This window comes from Dongia deserti (assembly GCF_003574735.1).
Lineage (GTDB): Bacteria > Pseudomonadota > Alphaproteobacteria > Dongiales > Dongiaceae > Dongia_A > Dongia_A deserti.
In genome coordinates this window covers 590,003-608,227 of sequence record NZ_QORW01000001.1, presented here as the reverse complement: position 1 = coordinate 608,227, position 18,225 = coordinate 590,003, and the positions used below count along the sequence as shown (strand labels likewise).

Here is an 18,225-nt window from a genome sequence, read left to right as displayed (position 1 = left end):
TTTGGACTATCCTGCCTCAGCCGGGGGAGGGGCTCTTGGCCAATGGACTGGGAGTTTGGAAACTATCGGCTGAACCGCGCCAAACGGCTGCTGATCGGGCCTGAGGGGCCGGCGGAGCTTTCGGCCCGATCATTCGACATTCTCGACGTCCTCCTGGGCAAGCCGGATGAGGTGGTCAGCAAGGACGACCTATTCGGCGCGGTCTGGCCCGGCCTGGTGGTGGAGGAAAACACCCTGCAGGTTCACATCTCCGTGTTGCGCAAGGCACTCCCCCCGGAAATGATCATGACGGTGCACGGCCGGGGCTACAAATATGTCGGCCCCAAGCCGTTCGTGGCCGCGGCTGACTCACAGGAAAAGCGCAGGCCATCGATCGCCGTTCTCCCCTTCGACAACATGAGCGGCGACCCCGGACAGGATTATTTCAGCGACGGCATCACCGAGGACATTATCATCGAGCTATCCCACTTTCGGCAGCTCTTTGTCACCGCGCGGAATTCTTCATTCCAGTATAGGGATAAAGCCGTTGATGTCCGGCGCGTGGCGCGTGACTTGGGCGTGCAGTATGTCGTGGAGGGCAGCGCTCGTAAGGCTGGCAATCGCGTGCGGGTGACTGCTCAATTGATCGATGGGGCGACGGGAAATCACCTCTGGGCCGAGCGTTATGATCGCGATCTGCATGACGTTCTTACTGTACAGTCCGATCTCGCGCACGCCATTGCAACAAGGGTCAGCGGACGCGCCGATCGCCACGAACGCGCGCGTGCAGTTACCCTCAACCCGACCAACTTGCGTGCCTATGACTGCTATCTACGTGGAGTTCACTATTGGCTGCGCCTCACGCGCGAAGACAACGAGAAGGCTCGGCATGAGCTGGAGGCCGCCATTCGACTCGACCCCACGATGGCTGAGGCCTATGCCGAGTTGGGCCAGTGCCATATGGTGGACTACTATGCGTGGTGGGTAAAGGATCGGGCAACCGCCTTGATTGCAGCCTTGAATTTGGCCAAGCGTGCCGTCGAGCTGGACGAACGAAGCAGCCGATGCCGATGGACACTTGGGCTCGCCCACCTCTTCCGGGGTGACTATGACTTGGCCCGTCTGCACCTCGAGACTGGCATCGAGCTAAACCCGAACGACACGCGCCTGCGTGCGATCCATGGAGTCTATCTCGTGGCGGTCGGGCGAGTAGGCGAGGCGATCCAGCAGTACGAAACTGCAGCGCAACTCGACCCACGTGACCAATACTGGATCCCCTGGCTGCGGGGAAGCGCTCTGTTCGTGGCGCGTCGGTATGCTGAGGCGATCGACAGTTTCAAGCAGATGGTGGATCCAATCAACGAAGTTCGCGGCTGGCTTGCTGCCAGTTTGGCGCACGCCGGTCGCCCGCAAGAAGCGGCGGCAATGCTTGATGAGTTCCTGCGCGTAGCCGAACGCGAGATGGTGGGCTTTCCAGGTCAGCGGCTCAAGGACTGGGAATCTTACTGGCAAGATACCACGAAGTTTCAACATCGGGCGGACCTGGAGCATCTGTTGGATGGTTTGCATAAAGCGGGACTGCCCCACTAACCGCTTACTTTGGCACCGCAGTCTACGTTGGTCTGGTAATGGCAGGCACAAAGCGGACATTTCAACCGGAGCCGTTTAGAGCCTTCTTTTGAATGACTTCGGAATCGAACCCAATAGACTCCTGACCGGAGTAGTTATAAGAGTCCATGTTGCTGTGTTCTCTGAACGCGGCGGCTCGTGATTGACGAACGCGTCCACCGGCAAACTCGCCGGCATTCTTGAACACTCCGCACCACCCATTCAACGATCGGCCCAATAAGTCCTGCGTCACTTCCGGCGCATGGAAGGACAGGAGCGAATCAATGACTAGCTTCCTCAAGGGCACCTCTCCAGCGATGAGGCGTTTTCTCCCCGGCGTGCTGGTGCTTTCCAGCGCCTTTGCCATCATGGCCGCGGTAGCACACTCCGAATGGGACACTGCCGAGGCGGCTTCGGATCCGCAGACATTGCTGCACGTGCCGAATGTCGATTACCGCCGCGACTGGACTCTGCTGGGGTCGTTCTCGGTGCTGGCCGACGATCCGGAGGCGGGCGCCAAGGAATTTCACGTCGTCTATACGCTGCCCGAAAACGTGGACGCCTACCGCAAGACCGGTGCGTTCCCGGACGGCGCCGTTCTGGTCAAGGACGTCTTTGCCACCAACACGGAAGCGATGACAACCGGCACGTCCAGTTACGCTGACACGCTCATCGGGCGCTTCGTCATGGTGAGGGACGAAGCCAACAAATATGCCGGCGCATCACCGCTCTGGGGTGAGGGCTGGGGTTGGGCCTTCTACGACGGAACGGAGAAAGTGAAGACTGTCTCGACTGATTACAAGCAGGATTGTCTTGGATGCCACGAACCAGTGCGCAATCAGAATTTCCTGCACTTCCAGGGCTATCCGATCCTCAAGAACTAGCCAGATGCTCGGCGTCGCCGGATCGGGCTCGGTCCCGGTCGCGGCGGTGCTGACGTCAAGACTCAGTGGGCATCCGCGGGTGCGCGCCGCGCCGATGCAACCTTTCGCATGAGCGGCACCATGATGGTGGCGATCACAAAGCAGATCATGATCAGGAAGAACGCGTCGGCGTAGGTGAGCGTCTGCGCCTCACGCAGGGTCAGCGACCAGAGCAGCTTCAGAGCGCCGACCTTCGCCTGCTCAGCATCGCCGCCGTTGATGGCCGCCAGCCGCTCCGTTGAGGCCCGCAATAGTTCCACGGCGGCCTGATTCGAGGCATCGAGATTCTCAGCAAGCCGCAGGAAGTGCAGGTTCACACGGTCGTTCAAAATCGTGCCGCAGGCCGCGATGCCAATCGCACCACCCAGGTTGCGCATCAGGTTGAACAGACCGGACGCCTGCTTCAGCCGCTCCGGCGCCAAGCCGCCCAAGGTCAAGATCACAGTCGGGGCCACGGCGAATTGCTGGGCGAAGCCGCGTAGCGCCTGAGGAAGCAACAGCTCCTCCCATCCCCAGTCGTGGGTGATGGGCGTGAAACACCACAGGCTGAGGGCGAAGCAGGCCAGGCCAAACATCATCAGCCAGCGCAGATCGACCATGCGGGCGAGATAGGTGTAAACCGGGATCGAGAGCACCTGGAAAACTCCCGTGGCGAAGACGGCGCTGCCGATCTGCAGGGCGCTCAAGCCACGCACATGGCCGAGGAACAGGGGCGTCAGAAAGATCGTCGCGAAGAGGCCGATGCCGGTCACGAAGGAGAAGAAGCACCCGAGAGCGAAGTTGCGGCTCTTGAGCGCTCGCAGATCCACGACGGGCTGGGCATGAGTGAGGCTGCGCCAGACGAAGGCCAGGCCGGCGAATCCAGAGAGCCAGGCCGTTGTGCGGATCGCATCGTCGCTGAACCAGTTCCAGCGCGGCCCCTCTTCCAGGGTGTACTGCAGGCAGCCGAGGAAAACCGCCATCAGAGCCATACCGAGGTAGTCCGCGCCCTTAAGCAGGCTCAAGTCCGGTTCATCGATCTTCACCAGCATCGGCACTGCGACCGCCACGAACACGCCAGGCACTAGGTTGATGAAGAACAACCAGTGCCAGGAATAATGGTCGGTGATCCACCCGCCCACCGTCGGCCCGAGAGTTGGTGCCAGCGAGGCCAAGGCACCGATGGTGGCAGCGGCGATCACGACCCGTGGACCGGAAAAGAGCGCAAACCCCGCGGTGAAGACAGCCGGGATCATGGATCCGCCCAGGAAGCCTTGCAGCGCGCGGAACACGATCATGCTCTCGATGTCCCAGGCCCAGCCGCACATCAGGCTTGTGATGGTGAAGCCGGCGGCCGAGACAGAGAACAACCACCGCGTCGACATGACGCGCGCGAGCCAGCCGGAGAGCGGGATTACGATGATCTCCGCGATCAAGTAGCTGGTCTGCACCCAGGCGGTCTCGTCCGCGCCCGCCGACAGCCCGCCGCCGATGTCGCGCAGCGATGCGGAAACAATCTGAATGTCCAGCAGCGCGAGGAAGAAGCCGACGCACATCACCGCAAACGCGAAGATCTTCTTGGAGGATGCTGGATCGCCGGCAGCACTCTGTGTCATCGCACTGGCCTGGTCGGTCATGGCTGATGTCCTGGCTTCGGGCGCGCGTCGATCCGGACGGTGACGGACAGGCCAGGGCGGAGGCGGCCGAAGTCGGATACATCCCCGTCGAGCAGAATGCGTACCGGGACGCGCTGGACGATCTTGGTGAAATTGCCTGTCGCATTCTCTGCCGGCAGGACGCTGAACTGTGCGCCCGTCGCCGGCGCCAGGCTTGCGACACGTCCGTGGAAGACCTCGCCCGGCAGGATGTCCGCCTCGATGATTGCTTCCTGCCCTTGGCGCATATGCGCCAGCTGGTCTTCCTTGAAATTGGCGTCCACCCACAGGCCGCGCGCCGGCACGATGGAAACCAGCTGTGTTCCGACCGACGCATAAGAGCCTTTGCGGGCGCTGCGATTTCCGACCACGCCGTCGATCGGGGCCCGCAGCTCCGTGTAACCGACGTTGAGTTGGGCGGTCTCGCGGTCGGCCTCGGCGCCCGCCAGGGCGGCTTCGGCCTGCCGAATCTGTGTGTCGATCACTTCGATCTGCTGCCGCGCGGCCTCGAGCAAAGCGCCGGCCCGTTTTCTGCCGGCTACCGCCTGCTTGTGGTCGGCGTCGGCGCGCTGGAAGTCTTGGAGGGACGCCGCTGCCGTTACCGAGAGTTTTCTGTAGCGATCCTGGTCGAACCGCGTGACGACGATCTCGGCTTCGGCCGCTTCGATATCGGCTTCGGCGCCCGCGATGACTGCCTGCTGCAGGCGGCGTATGGCCGCTAGGTTCTGCAGCCGCGCCTGCTCTGCCGCGACCGCGGCCTCGGCTTTGGCCAGGGCCGCTCGATAGTCGCGATCGTCGATCTTGACCAGCAGATCACCGGTCCGGACGACTTGGTTATCGGTGATTGACACTTCCGCGACGAAGCCAGGGATCTTAGTCGCGATCACCGTCACGTCGCCGCCGACATAGGCGTCGTCGGTGCTCTCAACGAAGCGGTTGACGCTCCACCAATCGTGTCCGTACCAGACCGCCCCACCTGCTGCAAAAGCGACCAGTGCGAGGACCAAGACTTTCTTGGCTTTAACTCGCCGCTGGTTCCTTCTCGATGAGGCGATCAGTTCACGATCGAGCAATCCGCTATCCATGGCCGTATTCCCGACTGTGTGGGATCAAAACTGAGTCCGCGTTTTCAGCAATCTTCCGCCATTCGGTTGGCGAAGTTGTAGCGCGGTGCTGGGATCGCGCTCGAAAGGTTGCCCGACATGGCGCGGCGCGCCGCCTCATAGCGATCCCATTCGGCGATGCTCGCCAGCGATGGGATGGTCACGGTTTCCCCGAGATCGAGCCCCGCGAGCGCGGCATCGACCATGTTGTCGGCCGACATCACGATTTGTGCCGGCAGCTGGTGAACCGGCGTCCCAGCGATGTCCCAAAACTCGGTCGCCGTGGCCCCCGGCAGCACCGCTTGCACGCGAATGCCCTTCGACGCGAGTTCCTGGACTAGGGAGTGAGTGAGGGCGAGCACAAAGGCTTTCGAAGCGCCATAGACGCCGTTCAGCAGCTCCGGCGCGATCGCGACGATCGACGAGATGTTGATGATGGTGCCATTACCGCGGGCGACAAATCGCGGAACCGCCGCATATGTCAACCTGGTCAGAGCCGTGACGTTCAGGCGGATCATGTCTTCCATCTTGTCGACGTCGGAAGCGATCAGAGGAGCTGTGGCGCCGACGCCCGCGTTGTTGACCAGCATGGAAATGTCGGCATTGGTTCGCAAAACGTGCTCGACGACTTGGAGGTCCGCTTGAGACGCCAGATCGGCCTCGATCGTCTCCACCTTCCGATCCGTGCTGTTTGTCAGGCGCCGCGCGAGAGACGCGAGGCGCTCCCTGTTGCGAGCGACCAGGATGAGGTCGTGTCCGCGCTTCGCTAGGCGATCCGCGTAGATCGCGCCAATACCGGTCGATGCGCCGGTGACGAGTGCAGTACGTTTGGGCTGGATCGGGTTCATCTGGATCTCCTTGCGTCGGTGGTCGAGGGGTTTGCTCGAGCGACTAGATAGACCCTTCCGAAAACCACGGGTATCTGGCAAAATTGGGATCTAGGCTTCCAGAAAATGGAAACGTCATGGATCGCTTTGAGGCTATGTCGATGGTGCTGGCTGTCGCTGAGGCCGGAAGCTTGTCTGCTGCGGCGCGTCAGCAGAAGGCGCCACTCGCCACGGTGAGCCGGAAAGTGTCCGAGCTCGAAGCGCATCTGCAGACGAAGTTGTTCAATCGCTCGAGCCGAGCGCTCGTGCCGACGGACGCGGGCCGCTCCTATATCGCTGCCGCAAAACGAATCCTGGCCGATGTGGCGGAAGCAGAGCAGGCCGCCTCCGGCGAATACACAACACCGCGCGGAGATCTCAGCGTGTCTGCTCCAGTCGCCCTTGGCCGCCTATATCTACAGCCCGTGCTCGCGGAGTTCCTTGCGGCCTACCCTGAGGTTGACGTTCACCTCGGCCTGCAAGACCGCGCCGTCAATCTCCTGGAAGAGCACGTCGATATCGGCCTGCGCCTTGGCACGCTCGCCGATAGCAGCCTGATTGCAGTGCGGATCGGGGAAATCTACCGCGTAGCCTGCGCGAGTCCGTCATATCTGAAAGCGAGGGGAACGCCCAAATCGCCCATCGATCTTTCCACCCATGACTGCATCAGCTATCCGCCCATCCAATCGCCCAACGTATGGGTCTTCAAACGTGACCAGACCCATGCCGTGCCGGTGCGATCGCGGCTGGTCGTGAGCAATCTTGAATCGGCTTGCGACGCCGCGCGCGCCGGCATCGGAATCACGGTGGCGTTCTCCTATCACGTCGCGGAATCGATCAAATCTGGAGAGCTCATTCCGCTGTTGCAGGATTTCCAGCCGCCCGCGCTTCCCGTCAGCTTCGTGTATTCGCCCAACCGTTTCATGCCGGTCAAACTGCGCGCTTTTCTGGATTTTGCGCAGCCGCGCCTCAAAGCGCGCCTTGCCGATCTGCCCAAGAGTATCGTTGGCGGAGGCACTCGGCGGCGGGATGTTGATCGCTGATAGACCCTTGTATCCGAATCGTACATCTCAGATCGACGATCGGCCGCGGCGGGGGAACGCCGCCAGCGCCGACGAAGGTCGCTGCAAGGTAAGTCTTCCAGCGGTCGACGCCGCCAAGCGCGTCCAAGATCTTACCCACCACGGGTAAGGATGGAACTCACCATGTTGAACGAAGTCACTGGCCGTGAGAATGGATACGCAAAGGCCATCAAGATCGCGAGGCGTCCGTTTTCAGACGGTCAGCTCGACCTTCCGGAGCAGCGTCCGATGTCTGAGATTGGCACATAGCGGCCCTTAGCGAGGCGCTCGTAGCGGAGGCGCTTGAAGATGTGTCAAAAACCTCGCTAATAACTTGTGGATCAGAGGCGGCGCGCCTCACAGAACGCGTTCGCATATAACCCATCGCCGTCGAGGATCGACTTGCCGCCGGTGTCGCCCATCGTGGGGCCGTCGGCACGCTTGCGGCTGGAGAGGAAGCGGCGGTGGCCCTTGGTGTCGCAGCCCAGGTAAATGCCGACGTGGTCGATTCGCGGTCCGTCGTCGGCATCGGTGTTGAAGAACATCAGATCGCCAGGAACCGCTTCATCGCGCGGTACTCTGACGCCCGGCGCGTGGCTGGCCATCTCGTGCGCGCGGCGCGGAATGGCCGCGTGGTCATCCCGCGGTGCGCGGCACAACGCCATCTTGCTGCGGTAGCCGTAGACCATGCGCACATAGCCGGAGCAGTCCATGCATCCGAACTGGTGTTGTTCCGGCGGGTCGATTGGCTCGTCGGGGTAGTACCATGCGATGCCGAGGTAGTCGTTGAAATCCGAGCCTTCTTCGCGCGTGCCGCCGATCAGGGGCCATAACTCGCGGCATCGCCGATGTACTGCATCGCGATCGCGAGAATGTCGGGTTCGCCGCCGAGATTCGCCGCGAGCGCCTGTGCGAGCCAGTCGGGATCGATGTTCCGTTCGCAGAAGGGCTCAGGCAACACGCGCACCCAGGCCGCATGTCCGACCACGTGTCCGGCTTCGCGGAATCGCCGGGGCGGCCCGCGCAACGACACCGTGTGCGCGCCGACGGTGAACGAGGCGAGCCATGCGCCGCTGCGCGGATCGAACACCACCATTTCGACGGGCTTGCCATCGTGGCCGCCGATCCGGATGGCATAGGGCAGGGCACGGGCCAAGGCGCGCATCGTGTTCACCAAGACAGCGAGTCGCGCACAACATCGATAAGCTTGGTGGAATTGTCGACCAGGTCCTTCACCTCGCGGCTAAGCCGTTCCAGGTCGGCCTTCGACAGTCGCCGCACTTGCAGAACGATGGCCGCTGCGTCGGCCACACCTAGTTTCTTCAGACGCTCCTCCGCCATATTCAGTGCGCGCTCGCCGCTCACGCCCGTCGATCCCACGACCGCTGGCCCGAGCACGATCACGTGCTTGATGACTTCCCACAGTGCGGACAGGCCGGTTTTGATCGCCTTCCACGCCTTGTTGAGGAAGCCGGTCACCGCCTCGGAGGCATAGGACCCGCTCACCACGCGCGCCTGCCGCATCATAACCAGGCGAATCACGACCTTCAGCCACGCGCCGGGATCAGGGTTCTGCAACGGATTGAAGAGCGCGGCGTTGCGCTTGTCGAGCACCGCGTCCCAGATCTTCGGCAGCACGCCGGGCAGCAGCTTGTCTATATTGCCATAAGCCAACTTGATGCTCTCGTAGCTGCTTTCCAGCGCCGCTTGATTTTTTTTCAGCTTGAACGCCGCGTTGAGCACGTCCGTGGCCATGAGCCCGTAGCGCACGACCGGGAATACCGCGCCCGCCAGGCCAATCACCCATTTCGTCAGCGCGATGGCGCCCTGCGACTTCCTGCCTGCCTCGGCATAGATGCCATACAGCTGTTCGTCGCCGAAGCCTTCGAGCGTTTGCTGGTAGAATTTCTTGGTCGGGAGGTGCTGGTAGATCACCTTGCTGCTGTCCACCCGCAGCAGGAAGATCGGTTCGCCCTTGATGTTGGTGAGGTGCAGGCCGCCGTGCACGATCCAAAACGTGGTGTGCAGCTTCTCCTGGTGTGTAGGTTCGTAGTTCTCAAGGATGAACTTCGCCGCATCATCCACCGCGATCTCGTGCGGGCGCAGGTGTTCGTTGCGCGCGTGCTTCCGGTCTTCTTCGCGTTGGCGGAGGATCTGCGCATTCAGCGTGTCGCGCGTAGTCGTGGTGAGTTCGAAGATCGCCTTCGCCCATTGCGCCCATGTCCACTTGTCGAGGTCCGTGATCTGCGGATCGCGCTCGGCCCAATGCAGGGCGAGGTTGCGCTTGAACGCGGCGCGCCATGCGGCTGCGGCGGGGTGGCGCTTGGCTACTTCGATCACCGAGCCCGGGTGCTTGTCGATCAGGCGCTTGATCAGTTCGACGGTCATCCGCTTCGCCGCAAGCGCTTTTGCGGAGAAGTGCGGCACGAGTTGATGGAAGCTGCCGAACGCCGAGCGCAGGGCGAATTCAAGGAATGCGGTCTCGCCGAACCGCAGACGCCAGGCCTCGACCATGTCCTTCCGCGTCAGGTTCAGCGCCCGTGCGAGGCCGTCCAACGCGGCGGGGGTGACTATGATGGCGTGCACTGCGCCTTCGCCCTTGGCCATGCGTTTCTCGGGCGTATATTTCACGCCGGTCCCGGCGAGCTGCGCGAACACCTTCTCCACCCGCGCGGCGGTGACGCCGCCCATGTATATGGCGTTGAGGGCGGCGCCGACACCGCCTTCGGTCAGCGCGCGTGCGGTATAAGCCTTGGTCCAGGCGTCCCGCGCGAGGTTGATGTGGAGGTTTTCGCCAACGAGGGAGACTTTGTAGAGCGACCGGCGGCTCGCAAGGAAGTCGTCGACCTTGTCCTTCGGAGGTGCTTCTTCCTCGAAGTCGGCGAAGGCATCATCCAGGGCTTCATCATTGGCAGCCAGGAAGTCGGCCTCGTCGGTGAGGGTATCGAGGTGGCTCACGGATTCGGAGTCTTCCAGAGTTTCCGGTTCCAGGTCTTCGAGGGTTTCGGGTTCGAAGGACTCAGGGTCTTCGTCTTTCACCTCGTATTCCTCTTCTTCGGCCTCGTACGCGGTATCGTACTCAGCTTCGACTTCCTCGCCCTCCGGTTCGATTTCTCCCTCCGCTTCCCACAGCTGCTCGCCCACCTCTTCGTATTCGAGCGCTTCGTCCAGCCCATTATTTTCCACGTCGAGCCAGGCGAGCGATTCGGTTTCGGGATCCTCGCCCCATTCCGCTTCGCGCGACGTCCTGGACGGGCAGGAGAACGTAGTCGTGCGCGGAAGCGTCTGGCCGGCGTTCCCCAGCAATGTCCCCCCGTACTCGCGGGGGATGTCGTTATGCCCGACCGGCGTCATGTCGACGCGAAAGAACGGCGCGAGGCCCGAGGCCTCATTCGACGTCAGCAGCGAGCACAGGCCGCGTGCCACAGTTTCGCTGTGTGGCATCGTGCCGGGCTTTGCTTTTGTGCCCGCGCGATACAGCACGCGCAGGGCAGGCCGCACTGGTGCGGGCGAGGCGACCTGGCGCGCGATGCGCTTCCTCGCCCAGTCGACCAGCGCCGCGCCGGATTGATACAGCGCGTCGAACACATGGATCTCGTCGGGGTCGTTGTGGGCGAGCGCTCTCAACAGCGTGGCGCCACCGCCCGAGTGCGCGGTCAGGATGAGGCGACCGCGGCGAAGGTCGTGGCCGGTCTGGCGGCCGAGGCGTGCGAGCGCATCATCGATAAGCGCGTCCAACGCGCCCGGCTTGATCAGCGCGGGGAAATCGTAGCTGTCGGGATTCCGGCCCGGCCGATCGCCAGCGTAACTGCCACGCGGCAGGATGCCGAGGATCGGGCGACTGACGCTGCCGAAATCGAGGCCGCTGATGCTCTCCTTGTGGGTTGGCAGGCGCATGCCGGCCTTGTGGTCCGAGTATCCATGGAAGTGCACCACGACATCGACGGCACCCGGCGCGTCGACGTTTGCCCATCGCAGCACGAGATCCGGTGCGGTTCCTCTGTGGCCTTTCAGGAGCGGATGGTGTTCGACCACCAGACGATTCGACTGCGAAGGCGCCGGTGACGGTGGCGTCGGCTTGGGTGGCGCGGGCGTGGGGGCTCTGCCTTTCAACACGGCCGCGCGATGCTGCGTGACTTCGGCCATCGCAGCCTTGCCTCCGGCGTTCTTGGAGTACTCCCACAAGGTCCACGTGCCGCGAACGTCGACGTGGATGAAGTCGGACCCCAGGCCGATCGCGAGGTTCGTGCCTGCTGCATCGATCGCCAGCTTGGCCAATTCGACGCCATTCATGCCGGCAATCTTGAAGTCGACGGCCTGTCCCGAGCAGTGGCGGCTAAGCGTGGGGCGCTGGCCGCGCGCGCGGTAGATATCCTGGTTGCGCCGCCACGAGCGATAGCCCGACGTGATGCGGACGGGCTTGCCGGCGCGGACGCGGATCGCCTCAAGGACGCGCACGAGTTGTGGCGAAATCCGGGCGAGCGGCGATGCCACGCCGCCACTCGACACCATCTCGCGCACCGTGAAGTGCGGCGATACGCGTTCGCCGTGCGTCGCCGGGCCGGTCGCGAGCAGGGGCAGGCCCGTGTTGTGCGGATCCCAGTGGTCTTCGTGATCGCCGGTGGGACCGTCGCCCAGTTGCAGCACTAGTCCCGACGGGAACGTGGCGCCGCCGCGCTGGCGAATCGGCCGCTCGACGTCTTCCGCCAGCATTTCGAATCCGCCGGTGAACGGCATTTCGTGGAGGGTCGCGAGCTCAAGCCGCGCGTCCTGCTCCTCCGACGCGTCGAAGCCCTCGGCGAACGGACTATCGAGGTCGAGAATGCCCGGGTCTCTTGCGCTGGCCATGATGTCCTCCTAGCGCACGGCAATCAATTGGCGACGTTGCGTCTCGACCGGCCGCGCGCGGGACTTCAGGTCCTTGCCTGTGGCCGATGACCATTCGGTGATGACGCGATGAGTCGCCTCGCCGACCGGTGTTGCCGGCGTGTACAATACTGCCGCGGTGCTTGGGCCGGTGATGAGGTTGGACTCGAGGGTACGCAGGAACAGCGAAAGTTCGGCGGCCATGGAGAAGAACTCCCCGGATTTGCCGTGCGCGGGCAGGCCGACGCGTTGGCCGATGAGTTTCAAGCGGGTCGCGGATGAGGTCGCGTTCGCCTTGAGGTCCTGCACGACGGGCGTGTCGGTGGCGAGCGTGAGGTCGACCCAGCCCAGCACCATCGCTGCGGCCAGTTCCTCGCGCGCGAGCAACTGGCCCTGTCGCCGCGAGCGCAGCATGAACTGCAGTTCCTCGGCGATGCGGTAGATGCGGTCGTTGTCGGCGACGTTGACGCCTGACATGTTCTTCAGGTTTGCCAGTGCCTGCCACAACTCGTACAACAACTCCTCGAACAGTCGGACGAATCCAACGTTCGCCGCGTTTGCCTTGTTGTAGACCGGCGGACGGTTGTCTTCGCTGCCGAAGGCGAGCTCCAGCCCAAGCAGGCGGAAATACGCTGCGCGGCGTTCCGCTTCGGGTTCGAGCGGAGGAGAGCCCATCACCAGCCACGGCGACATCGGGTTCATCGTGCCGAACAGCAACGCTTCGGACACATTCAACCAACGTTGCGTCGCGACCGACGGTATGCCGAGACCTTCGCCCGAACGGTATTCGCGCACGACGCGGCGCAGAATCTGCACCGCGCGCGTGTTCTCGATGACGAAGCTGTAGCCCAGGTGGTCCCATGCCGGGTTGCCATTGGTGCCGAGCATGTTGAAGCGGCCGGTCGTCCACAGGTTCCTGCGCGCCGGGCCCGCGGGCTTGGGATTCGGATTCCACGGATCGAACAGATCCCAGATCTGTTCCATGTACAGCACCAGGTCCAGCGGATCGGAAGTGAGCACCACGGCCGCGGCGGCGTTGAGGTCGTTCGCGGGCACCGCGGGCATGCCGCCGAACGCGGGCAGGCCGACGTCGAAGATGCGTCTGACGAGTTGCTGGATCATTGTGCCGCGCTCCTCTCTTGGACGTCCTCGTCCAGAGCCATCAGGGGTTGCTCAGGCAGGGATTGCCCGATGTAGCGGACGGGGAGTTCGGGGATGGACACCGCGGCAAGAGTCCACCGCGGCGCCGTCAATGACTTGACCAGGTATTTCAGGCGTACCCTCTGGTCATGATCGAGATTGGCCTTCGGCCCGCTGAGTTGGCGGAGCGGCGCCATCTGCTCGTTGATGCCCTGCAAGTAGCGAGTCATCGATTCGAGCTGGTCTGCGACATTGCTGAATCCGCCACCGATGACGTTCTGGGTGGCTTCATCGCGCGCGAACTTGCAGAAGACTTCTTCCAGGAGCGCCAGTCGGGCTTCGAGCTTTGGATCAATCGGTCCGGAGGGTTGAGCTTGCGGCATGGTTTTGTCCTTCCGTCAGGCGACGCGTGCTTCGGTGGTGAGCCACGCGCGGGCGCGGTCGATCCACGCGGGCGCGGTGTCGGGGTGTTCGGCTTCGCGCAGGCCGGCGAGCGCGATGAGGCGAATGCCCTCGCTTCGCCGCCAATGCAGTGAGCTCCAGAGCGCGGGACCGCCGGTGCGCTCGAGTTCCGCAAGCGCGGTGGGCGACACGCGCTGTGGATCGAGAATGTCGGTCATCGGTTTGCCGCCCAGCGCCGGGACGGGTGCCGACAGGCAGGCGGCGGCGATCGCAGGCATCGCCTTCGTCGAGCGTACGAGAAGCCCTTGCAGCGTGGGATCGACTCCGTGCGTCGGATGGCGTGCCTGCATCGCGCGCAGCAGTTTGGTCCACGGACCTTGCCGGCCGTAGCACTGCGCGGAAAATGCGCAGCCCAGGGCGGTGCGCAGCCAGCCGATCGGGTGTGGATCGCCGACGGGCCAGCGCAGGATGGTGTTAACATCGCCGACCACATCGTACAACGCGGCGACCGAGGCATAGCCGGTGTGCAGGAACGCGTACACGTCGGCTGCGATCTCCGAGGCCCAGGGCGTCCACATCGCCTGCAGTTCGGCGTCGCCGGCGAGCGCGCGGGAGATGGCATCGCGCACCGACGGCACCCAGCCGGTGAGGAACGCGACCTGGTGGCCCGTTTCATGGAAGAGGGAGGTCGGACGATAGAGGTTGTGACGCACGATCTTGATCGCCGCGACGGGCATGATCGCCCCAGGCGCCCACAGACGGACGCCCGCGCGCAGGATCGATGCGCCGGTGCCTTTGTCCTGGTACACGAGCACGCGCGGCACGGGCTTGTTCGCGCGTTGCAGCACCGGCGCCATGCTGGCGACAGCGAGCCGATCCAGGTTGGTCAGCGCAGCGCGTAGGACTGGGCTCGTGCGCGAGTTCACCGCGTCGCCAAGGAAATCGAGAGTGGTGTCGACCTGCTGGTAGCGACGCCGAAACCGCTGCACCCCCGCGGACGCGTGCGGGATCCTCGACGGGTCACGGTGCGCCGCCTGGATGAGCGCGGCCGTGGCGTTGCCCAGCGCGATGAGTTCTTCCACGGTCGCATGCATTTGCCTGCGCAGTGGCGCACCGGTGTCGCGCTCGACCGAGCGCCAGGCTTCGAGCGACGCGAACTCTTCCGCATCGCGGAACGTGCGCGCGGCGGCGAGCCAGTGCGCGAGTTGCCGTTCCAGGTCGGCGACGACCAACGCATCATCGATGTGGGCGGTGCTGGTCATGACTTCGGGCGACCCGGCTTCACGGTGATCGCGATCGTCGGCGTGCCCATCGGCGCACCGCGCGCGGCGTTCGCACGCGGGTTCGCCAACGATTCCAATCCCGGCACCGACGTCAGGCGCATGCGCACCGTCACGCCTGGTTCGGGATGCGAGGCAGCGCGTGCGAAGGCTTCGCCGTTGGTGCGCACCCACGCGGCCAGCGCGGGTAACACCCACCCGCGGAGGCGGCGGCGTAGGGCGGCGAACGCGGGCAGGTGTCCGGCGCGCGCCGCGAGCTCTTCGAACGCCTCGCCGTCTTCGCGCACGACGCGGATATGAGCTTGCGGACTGGGTCCACCGCGATTTATCGCACGGTAGGCGGACACGAACAGCTTCAGCAGCGCTGGACCGCCACGGCCCTGGCGGATGGCCTCGACGACGCCCTGCGACTCCACCTCGGACAGATAGAACCCGACGGTCACGCGCGACTTTCGTAGGTTGGCGGTGATCCACGCGCGGCTTGGGGCAAGCCGCGCGCCAGCGGCGTGACTGCCGCGCGTGACCGGCAGCGCGAGCGCACCGGCGGCACCCATCGGCTCGAGCACGTAGAACCGCTGGCCCACCGCGATCCGGTTGCGCGAGCGCAGGAACGCGGGGGGCACCGCCACACCGAGCTGCGGTTCGCGCAGCAGCATTCCTGCGGCGGCGGGTGTCAACGGGTGCACGCTGGACGTGGTGACGTAGCCGCGACCCGAGGCGTTTGCGCGATCGAGCCGCACCATGCGCGGCAGCGTCGTGCCGGCTGCCGACTGGTAGATGTGCATGCGCGCGCGAATCGGAAACGTCGCGCCGGCCGCACGCATGACCGCGCCGAGGGTCGCGCCGCCGAACGTGGGCAGCGCGTCGGCGATCTGTGCGGTGACGTCTACTTCCGGTACGCGGCTGTATTTGCGATAGGTGCGCACGCTGCGCGGCCGCTTTGCGATGAAAGTACCGCCGATCGACGGCGCCTGCTGCAGCGCGGGCTTCACGTACTTCGCGGGGAAATGCGTGGCGACGGCCGCGCCGAAGGCTTCGGCCGCAGCCAGCTGCAGGAGGTCTTCGTTGTCGAGGACGTAGTCTTCGCTTTCGGCGACGCGGCGCACCGTGTCTTCGATGACGCTGGCCAGTGCGACTGGCGCGGCCTCGTCGTTGAGCGATTCGGTATCGCTCGACTCGCTTTCCAGCGACACCAGCCGCAGGCCGGTGTCGACGATCGCGTTGGACAGCGGACCGGATTGCGCCGGCCCCACCCAGCGGCGGATCGCCTGGTCGAGATACTTCGCGAGGAAGCGAACGACCTTCGGTCGCCCGATAAGCTTCACACCCAGGCGTAGCGCACCGAGCAGCGCCGGGACGAATTGTTCGACGTCGGGTGCGAGGCCTTCATCGTCGCCGGCGGCGCGCAGTCGATCAATGAGGACGCCGCGCTCCTGCGCCAGGGTTTCGAGTTCGCGGCCGCCCATATCCGCTTCGTCCTCCCCGGTGTCGAACGAGTCAGCTTCCGGCGTTCCCACAGCACCATCGACCAAGGCTTCGGCCAATGCGGCGTCGAACGACTCGGACAACGCTTCCACGTCGCTGAGGTTGGCGGGGGACATCGGCGCTTCATCGAAGCTGTCCTCGGCCTCCGCTTCGGACGTGATCTTCGCCGCGAGCGTGCGCGCGACGGGTTGCAGCGCGGCGGGCAGGCGGCCGATGGCGAAGGCCAGCACGCGGCGGAGCAGGGGGTTGATCAGCCCGCGCAATTTCTGCAGCACGGGGCCTAACATCTTGCCGGCGATCTTGCCGACACTTTTCGCGGTGTTGGCGACGACGTTAACGACCTTCTTCGCCTTGCGTACGATCGCGCCGACGAATTCCTCACCGGCGGGCGTGAGTTCGCCGGTTTGCGGATCAAAGCGATCCAGAACTTCGGCGAGCTGTGCTTCGCTTAGCGAACCGATTTCCATACCCGACAGGCCGGCTTCGAGCGCTTCCAGGTACTGTTGCGCCTCGAACCGCACGGGGGCAAGCTGCGCGTCGGCATAGCGCTCGCGCTCCTGCGACGACGACGGGGACTCGCCGATGAAACGTTCGCCGACAGCCTGTTCGGTTTCCTCGGCGAGCATGGACACGGCCTCGTCGAACCCCTCGTCGCGAAACTCGGCGAAGGCTTCGTTGAGGAGGCGGTCGGCTTCGGACTCAGGCAGTGCTTCGCCCAGGGTCTCAGAGAAGGGATTGAGGCTTTCGTTCCACGAGACGAGCGCCTCCGATGTAGTCGCGGCGCTCTCGGGCTCCGCGCGCGCTTCCGACAGGCTTTCCGCAAACGGGTTCTGCTCCGACTGCGCGCTCCATTCGCGCTCTTGTTCGTCGTATGCGATTGTCATGATACGGCTCTCCGCCAGGGACTGGGGCGAAGTCGACCATGCCAGCCGTCCATCGGCGTCCAAGCTGGCGTCCCGGCTGGCGTTGTGGAACGCGCACGGCGGCGTCGCCGATCCGTCCGCGCAGCGTCCTCGTTGCGTCGTGCGAGTCACGCACCGGTTCGGCGACGACCGCGGTCGCCCACGGTGTCCCGATGGCATCCACCAGGTTCCGATGAAGAAATGATGACGCTATATGTCCCGAGTATCAGGACGCCAGTCGATCCAGATCGATCCCGACGAGACGCTTAGTCAGTGCAGGATCCGGCGCGACGCCGAGTTCATCGTGGAGTCTCTTCGCCAACGTCCGGAAGCATTGCGCCGCCTCATACCGATTTCGCTGTGCCAAGTGCGCGGTGATGAGAGCTTCGGCAGCCGACTCCCGCAGCGGTTCAGCGGCGATGGCGGCTGCCCCCGCCTGTGTTGCGAGCGCATAGGTGCCCGATGCCGCCATGGTTCGACAAGCTGCCTCCAAGGCTTGTACGCGAAGCAGGTGGAAAGCATCCTGGGCTGGTAGGACCCACTCTTCGTGCCATCCCGGCAGAATGTCATTCGAGAGCAGTGTGATTTCGTCAAACGTGAGGGGCTCACCATTCAATGCCCGCCCAGCCACGCGACGCGCGCGCGCGAGGTCGTTCTCTGCCGCAAGCAGCAGCTCGTCGCCGACGGCGTCCACCCACCCGCGCGGCACGTGCCACAGCGCTCGGCGAAGATTGGCGCGGCCGATATCGTCCACGACATCCGGCCAAAGATCAGCCGACACCACCCCCCGGGCGACGGGCTGCCCACGAAGCGCCAAGTAAGCAAGGATCCGCCGAGCAGCGAGGGACAGCCGCACCATCGGGTATATCCCGAGGCGGCCGACGATCCCGACCATGCGACCTGCATCGACCATATCGTCAGCTTCCGTAAACGAGTTCGAGGGCGGCGAGCGGGCACGCGTACATCTGCCCCTGGG

Annotated in this window: 14 protein-coding genes; 3 read left to right on the top strand and 11 right to left on the bottom strand. The window is 64.1% G+C overall.

Annotation, left to right across the window (positions count from 1 at the left end):
* Positions 1-42: 42 nt before the first annotated feature.
* Both DTX69_RS02960 and DTX69_RS02950 read left to right on the top strand, forming a co-directional pair.
* The gene (locus DTX69_RS02960; RefSeq protein WP_119299972.1) at positions 43-1,569 is read left to right on the top strand and encodes a winged helix-turn-helix domain-containing protein; all 1,527 of its coding nucleotides are present in this window, start codon (positions 43-45) and stop codon (positions 1,567-1,569) included.
* A gap of 302 nt (positions 1,570-1,871) precedes the next feature.
* Positions 1,872-2,471 (top strand): cytochrome P460 family protein, encoded by a 600-nt coding sequence (locus DTX69_RS02950; protein WP_284735509.1) that lies wholly within the window; start codon positions 1,872-1,874, stop codon positions 2,469-2,471.
* A 62-nt stretch (positions 2,472-2,533) separates the two neighbouring features.
* Here DTX69_RS02950 and DTX69_RS02945 read toward each other — a convergent pair whose 3' ends face one another.
* Genes DTX69_RS02945 through DTX69_RS02935 form a run of 3 tightly spaced genes read right to left on the bottom strand, consistent with a single transcriptional unit; the run spans position 2,534 to position 6,095 of the window.
* Positions 2,534-4,126 (bottom strand): DHA2 family efflux MFS transporter permease subunit, encoded by a 1,593-nt coding sequence (locus DTX69_RS02945; protein ID WP_119299969.1) that lies wholly within the window; start codon positions 4,124-4,126, stop codon positions 2,534-2,536.
* Positions 4,123-5,229, bottom strand: a complete 1,107-nt coding sequence (locus DTX69_RS02940) for an HlyD family secretion protein (protein ID WP_119299968.1) — start codon at positions 5,227-5,229, stop codon at positions 4,123-4,125. Before DTX69_RS02940 ends, DTX69_RS02945 begins: the two co-directional genes overlap by 4 nt.
* Positions 5,230-5,273: 44 nt before the next feature.
* Positions 5,274-6,095, bottom strand: a complete 822-nt coding sequence (locus DTX69_RS02935; protein ID WP_119299967.1) for an SDR family NAD(P)-dependent oxidoreductase — start codon at positions 6,093-6,095, stop codon at positions 5,274-5,276.
* Between the two features lie 116 nt (positions 6,096-6,211).
* Between DTX69_RS02935 and DTX69_RS02930 the strand changes: the two genes are divergently transcribed.
* On the top strand, positions 6,212-7,156 hold the full coding sequence (locus tag DTX69_RS02930) for a LysR family transcriptional regulator (RefSeq protein WP_119299966.1): 945 nt from the start codon (positions 6,212-6,214) through the stop codon (positions 7,154-7,156).
* A 359-nt stretch (positions 7,157-7,515) separates the two neighbouring features.
* On the opposite strand, the gene DTX69_RS02925 is transcribed toward DTX69_RS02930, so the two are convergent.
* The 8 genes from DTX69_RS02925 to DTX69_RS02890 form a co-directional block, all read right to left on the bottom strand.
* Entirely contained in the window at positions 7,516-7,887 is a 372-nt protein-coding gene (locus tag DTX69_RS02925; protein WP_119299965.1) for a C40 family peptidase, read from the bottom strand.
* Positions 7,888-7,994: 107 nt separating this feature from the next.
* Positions 7,995-8,339, bottom strand: a complete 345-nt coding sequence (locus DTX69_RS02920; RefSeq protein WP_162916572.1) for a hypothetical protein — start codon at positions 8,337-8,339, stop codon at positions 7,995-7,997.
* Positions 8,340-8,344: 5 nt separating this feature from the next.
* Positions 8,345-11,887, bottom strand: coding sequence for a YcbK family protein (locus DTX69_RS30540; protein WP_284735508.1), 3,543 nt, complete (start codon positions 11,885-11,887; stop codon positions 8,345-8,347).
* A gap of 144 nt (positions 11,888-12,031) precedes the next feature.
* Entirely contained in the window at positions 12,032-13,162 is a 1,131-nt protein-coding gene (locus DTX69_RS02910; protein WP_119299963.1) for a hypothetical protein, read from the bottom strand.
* On the bottom strand, positions 13,159-13,563 hold the full coding sequence (locus DTX69_RS02905) for a hypothetical protein (RefSeq protein ID WP_119299962.1): 405 nt from the start codon (positions 13,561-13,563) through the stop codon (positions 13,159-13,161). Before DTX69_RS02905 ends, DTX69_RS02910 begins: the two co-directional genes overlap by 4 nt.
* 15 nt (positions 13,564-13,578) lie before the next feature.
* Entirely contained in the window at positions 13,579-14,844 is a 1,266-nt protein-coding gene (locus DTX69_RS02900) for a hypothetical protein (RefSeq protein ID WP_119299961.1), read from the bottom strand.
* A complete protein-coding gene (locus DTX69_RS02895; RefSeq protein ID WP_119299960.1) occupies positions 14,841-17,231 on the bottom strand; it encodes a hypothetical protein in 2,391 nt (796 codons plus the stop codon). The genes DTX69_RS02900 and DTX69_RS02895 overlap by 4 nt, the downstream gene beginning before the upstream one ends.
* A 244-nt stretch (positions 17,232-17,475) precedes the next feature.
* A complete protein-coding gene (locus DTX69_RS02890; protein ID WP_284735507.1) occupies positions 17,476-18,144 on the bottom strand; it encodes an AfsR/SARP family transcriptional regulator in 669 nt (222 codons plus the stop codon).
* Positions 18,145-18,225 lie beyond the last annotated feature (81 nt).

Excerpts from the sequence above, each read along its gene's own strand:
- DTX69_RS02950 (WP_284735509.1), top strand. The coding sequence starts at position 1,872 with ATGACTAGCTTCCTCAAGGGCACCTCTCCAGCGATGAGGCGTTTTCTC.
- DTX69_RS02945 (WP_119299969.1), bottom strand. The coding sequence starts at position 4,126 with ATGACCGACCAGGCCAGTGCGATGACACAGAGTGCTGCCGGCGATCCA.
- DTX69_RS02890 (WP_284735507.1), bottom strand. The coding sequence starts at position 18,144 with ATGGTCGGGATCGTCGGCCGCCTCGGGATATACCCGATGGTGCGGCTG.
- DTX69_RS02930 (WP_119299966.1), top strand. The coding sequence starts at position 6,212 with ATGGATCGCTTTGAGGCTATGTCGATGGTGCTGGCTGTCGCTGAGGCC.
- DTX69_RS02960 (WP_119299972.1), top strand. The coding sequence starts at position 43 with ATGGACTGGGAGTTTGGAAACTATCGGCTGAACCGCGCCAAACGGCTG.
- DTX69_RS02900 (WP_119299961.1), bottom strand. The coding sequence starts at position 14,844 with ATGACCAGCACCGCCCACATCGATGATGCGTTGGTCGTCGCCGACCTG.
- DTX69_RS02905 (WP_119299962.1), bottom strand. The coding sequence starts at position 13,563 with ATGCCGCAAGCTCAACCCTCCGGACCGATTGATCCAAAGCTCGAAGCC.
- DTX69_RS02935 (WP_119299967.1), bottom strand. The coding sequence starts at position 6,095 with ATGAACCCGATCCAGCCCAAACGTACTGCACTCGTCACCGGCGCATCG.
- DTX69_RS30540 (WP_284735508.1), bottom strand. The coding sequence starts at position 11,887 with ATGCTGGCGGAAGACGTCGAGCGGCCGATTCGCCAGCGCGGCGGCGCC.
- DTX69_RS02940 (WP_119299968.1), bottom strand. The coding sequence starts at position 5,229 with ATGGATAGCGGATTGCTCGATCGTGAACTGATCGCCTCATCGAGAAGG.
- DTX69_RS02925 (WP_119299965.1), bottom strand. The coding sequence starts at position 7,887 with ATGGACTGCTCCGGCTATGTGCGCATGGTCTACGGCTACCGCAGCAAG.
- DTX69_RS02920 (WP_162916572.1), bottom strand. The coding sequence starts at position 8,339 with ATGCGCGCCTTGGCCCGTGCCCTGCCCTATGCCATCCGGATCGGCGGC.
- DTX69_RS02910 (WP_119299963.1), bottom strand. The coding sequence starts at position 13,162 with ATGATCCAGCAACTCGTCAGACGCATCTTCGACGTCGGCCTGCCCGCG.
- DTX69_RS02895 (WP_119299960.1), bottom strand. The coding sequence starts at position 17,231 with ATGACAATCGCATACGACGAACAAGAGCGCGAATGGAGCGCGCAGTCG.